We start from the raw sequence: 321 nt of genomic DNA, 5'->3' as shown, positions 1-321 counted from the left end.
ATCATAGTGCTTGAGAAACACTTCTATTCCAACAGCTTTATTGTTGCCTCGGGCATTTATGTCGACGAATGAAGGGTGCCACCTACTACCTGTGTTCGGTAGCAGTAGATATGCGAGGAGGCTTTGACCGTTTATGTGGTATAGTCAGGCATACAATGGGCCGTGATCCTTTGAGCTGTATCTTATCTTCTCCGTCGACAGTCACCATAGGTACTTTGCGCAACATATCCAACACATAGTCGGTAAGGTATTCGGCTTCTGTTAGGTAATCAGCCTTTCCTGTCAATTTGTACGCTTCCAATAGTTCGCGTATCAGCCATT

The 321-nt window shown here is 45.2% G+C and carries 1 protein-coding gene; it reads right to left on the bottom strand.

All coding sequences use genetic code 11. From position 1 onward, the window contains the following. Nucleotides 1-85: 85 nt before the first annotated feature. The coding region (locus D0T57_RS15465; RefSeq protein ID WP_163274357.1) for a hypothetical protein at nt 86-321 on the bottom strand (236 nt) is incomplete at its 5' end.

Source organism: Dysgonomonas sp. 511 (assembly GCF_010501105.1).
Taxonomy (GTDB): Bacteria; Bacteroidota; Bacteroidia; order Bacteroidales; family Dysgonomonadaceae; genus Dysgonomonas.
The sequence above is the reverse complement of the archived record's forward strand: the minus strand, read 5'-3'. Positions and strand labels throughout refer to the sequence as shown.